Genomic DNA, 3,009 nt, shown 5'->3' on the forward strand with positions numbered 1-3,009 from the left:
AATAATAAAAAACAAAAAAAAACGGATCATATTAAATTATGATTTGGTACAATAAGCAAAATAAGGGCGTATGGGGAATGCCTAGGCTCTCAGAGGCGAAGAAGGACGTGATAAGCTGCGAAAAGCTGCGGGGACGAGCACACATCGATCGATCCGCAGATATCCGAATGGGGCAACCCACTATGTTGAAGACATAGTACACCGATAGGTGGGCAAACCCGCTGAACTGAAACATCTAAGTAGGCGGAGGAGAAGAAAACAAAAGTGATTCCGTAAGTAGTGGCGAGCGAACGCGGATTAGCCCAAACCAGATATGTTACGGCATATTTGGGGTTGTAGGACCACGATATTTCATGTACAAGGAACCGGAAGCTGCTGGAAAGCGGCGCCATAGAGGGTGATAGCCCCGTATGGGCAACAAGTATAATGGATAGTGGTATCCTGAGTAGGGCGGGGCACGTGAAACCCTGTCTGAATTCGGCGGGACCATCCGCTAAGGCTAAATACTCCTGAGAGACCGATAGTGAACCAGTACCGTGAGGGAAAGGTGAAAAGAACCGTGAATAACGGAGTGAAATAGATCCTGAAACCATACGCCTACAAGCGGTCGGAGCCCTTAAGTGGGGTGACGGCGTGCCTTTTGCATAATGAGCCTACGAGTTAACGTTGCTGGCAAGGATAAGTGTTTAAGACATGGATCCGTAGCGAAAGCGAGTCTGAATAGGGCGCTTTAGTCAGTAGTGTTAGACGCGAAACCGTGTGATCTACCCATGGGCAGGTTGAAGCTGTGGTAACACACAGTGGAGGACCGAACCGGTTGACGTTGAAAAGTCTTCGGATGACCTGTGGGTAGGGGTGAAAGGCCAATCAAACTCGGAAATAGCTCGTACTCCCCGAAATGCATTTAGGTGCAGCGCTGATGATAGTTATATAGAGGTAGAGCTACTGATTGGATGCGGGGGCTTCACCGCCTACCAATTCCTGACAAACTCCGAATGCTATATAATGTTTCACAGCAGTGAGGGCTTGGGTGCTAAGGTCCAAGTCCGAGAGGGAAAGAACCCAGACCATCAGCTAAGGTCCCCAAATATATGCTAAGTTGAAAGAACGAGGTTTGTCTGCCCAGACAGCTAGGATGTTGGCTTGGAAGCAGCCATTCATTTAAAGAGTGCGTAACAGCTCACTAGTCGAGCGGACGAGCATGGATAATAATCGGGCATAAGCATATTACCGAAGCTATGGATTTACAGTTTACTGTAAGTGGTAGGGGAGCATTCCAGCAGGGTTGAAGGTGTATCGTAAGGTATGCTGGACCGGCTGGAAAAGAAAATGTAGGCATAAGTAACGATAATGCGGGCGAGAAACCCGCACACCGAAAAACTAAGGTTTCCACAGCTATGCTAATCAGCTGTGGGTTAGTCTGGTCCTAAGGCGAACCCGAAAGGGACAGTCGATGGCCAACGGGTTAATATTCCCGTACTACTGATTACTGTGATGGGGTGACGGAGTGATGAAAGCGCCGCGAACTGACGGAATAGTTCGTTGAAGTACCTAGCTATAAGACCTGTAGGCAAATCCGCAGGTTTTGGTGAAATACGATAGTACTCGGAGTCTTCGGACAAAGAGATAGTGCGCCTAAGGGCTTCCAAGAAAAACCTCTAAACTTCAGGTAATCAGTACCAGTACCGTAAACCGACACAGGTAGTTGAGGAGAGAATCCTAAGGTGCTCGAGAGATTCATGGCTAAGGAATTAGGCAAAATAGACCTGTAACTTCGGGAGAAAGGTCGCCCCGAGCAATCGGGGCCGCAGTGAAGAGGTCCAGGCGACTGTTTATCAAAAACACAGGGCTCTGCAAAATCGTAAGATGAAGTATAGGGCCTGACACCTGCCCGGTGCTGGAAGGTTAAGAGGAGATGTTATCTTCGGAGAAGCATTGAATTGAAGCCCCAGTAAACGGCGGCCGTAACTATAACGGTCCTAAGGTAGCGAAATTCCTTGTCGGGTAAGTTCCGACCTGCACGAATGGTGTAACGATCTGGACACTGTCTCAGCCATGAGCTCGGTGAAATTGTAGTAACGGTGAAGATGCCGTTTACCCGCAGTGGGACGAAAAGACCCTGTGCACCTTTACTATAGCTTAGTATTGACCTTGGATAAATGATGTGTAGGATAGGTTGGAGACTGTGAAGCGGCGTCGCCAGGCGTTGTGGAGTCATTGTTGAAATACAACCCTTTGTTTATCTGAGGCCTAACCCCGCGATGTGGGGGACAGTGCTTGGTGGGTAGTTTGACTGGGGTGGTCGCCTCCAAAAGAGTAACGGAGGCTTCTAAAGGTTCCCTCAGTACGCTTGGTAACCGTGCGTAGAGTGCAATGGCATAAGGGAGCTTGACTGAGAGACATACAGGTCGATCAGGTACGAAAGTAGAGCATAGTGATCCGGTGGTTCCGCATGGAAGGGCCATCGCTCAAAGGATAAAAGGTACGCCGGGGATAACAGGCTGATCTCCCCCAAGAGCTCATATCGACGGGGGGGTTTGGCACCTCGATGTCGGCTCGTCACATCCTGGGGCTGGAGAAGGTCCCAAGGGTTGGGCTGTTCGCCCATTAAAGTGGCACGCGAGCTGGGTTCAGAACGTCGTGAGACAGTTCGGTCTCTATCTACTGCGGGCGTTAGAAATTTGAGTGGATCTGATTCTAGTACGAGAGGACCGAATTGGACAAACCTCTAGTGTATCTGTTGTCCCGCCAGGGGCACCGCAGAGTAGCTACGTTTGGAAGGGATAAGCGCTGAAAGCATATAAGCGCGAAACCCACCACAAGATGAGATTTCTTTTAAGGATCGTGGAAGATGACCACGTTGATAGGCTATAGATGTAAAGGCAGTAATGTCATAGTCGAGTAGTACTAATAATCCGTAAGCTTATGTACACCCTTTTCCCGAGCCGAAAGGCTCGGGAGGAAACTTTCTAACAAAACAAATTACCTTTCTTTATCTCAGTATGTTAA

1 rRNA gene is annotated in these 3,009 nt (G+C 48.9%); it reads left to right on the forward strand.

The features are described from left to right. Window positions 1-49 precede the first annotated feature (49 nt). Window positions 50-2,931, forward strand: a 23S ribosomal RNA gene (locus tag NQQ59_RS25165). Window positions 2,932-3,009: the final 78 nt, after the last annotated feature.

Source organism: Flavobacterium panacis (assembly GCF_024649945.1).
Taxonomy (GTDB): domain Bacteria; phylum Bacteroidota; class Bacteroidia; order Flavobacteriales; family Flavobacteriaceae; genus Flavobacterium; species Flavobacterium panacis.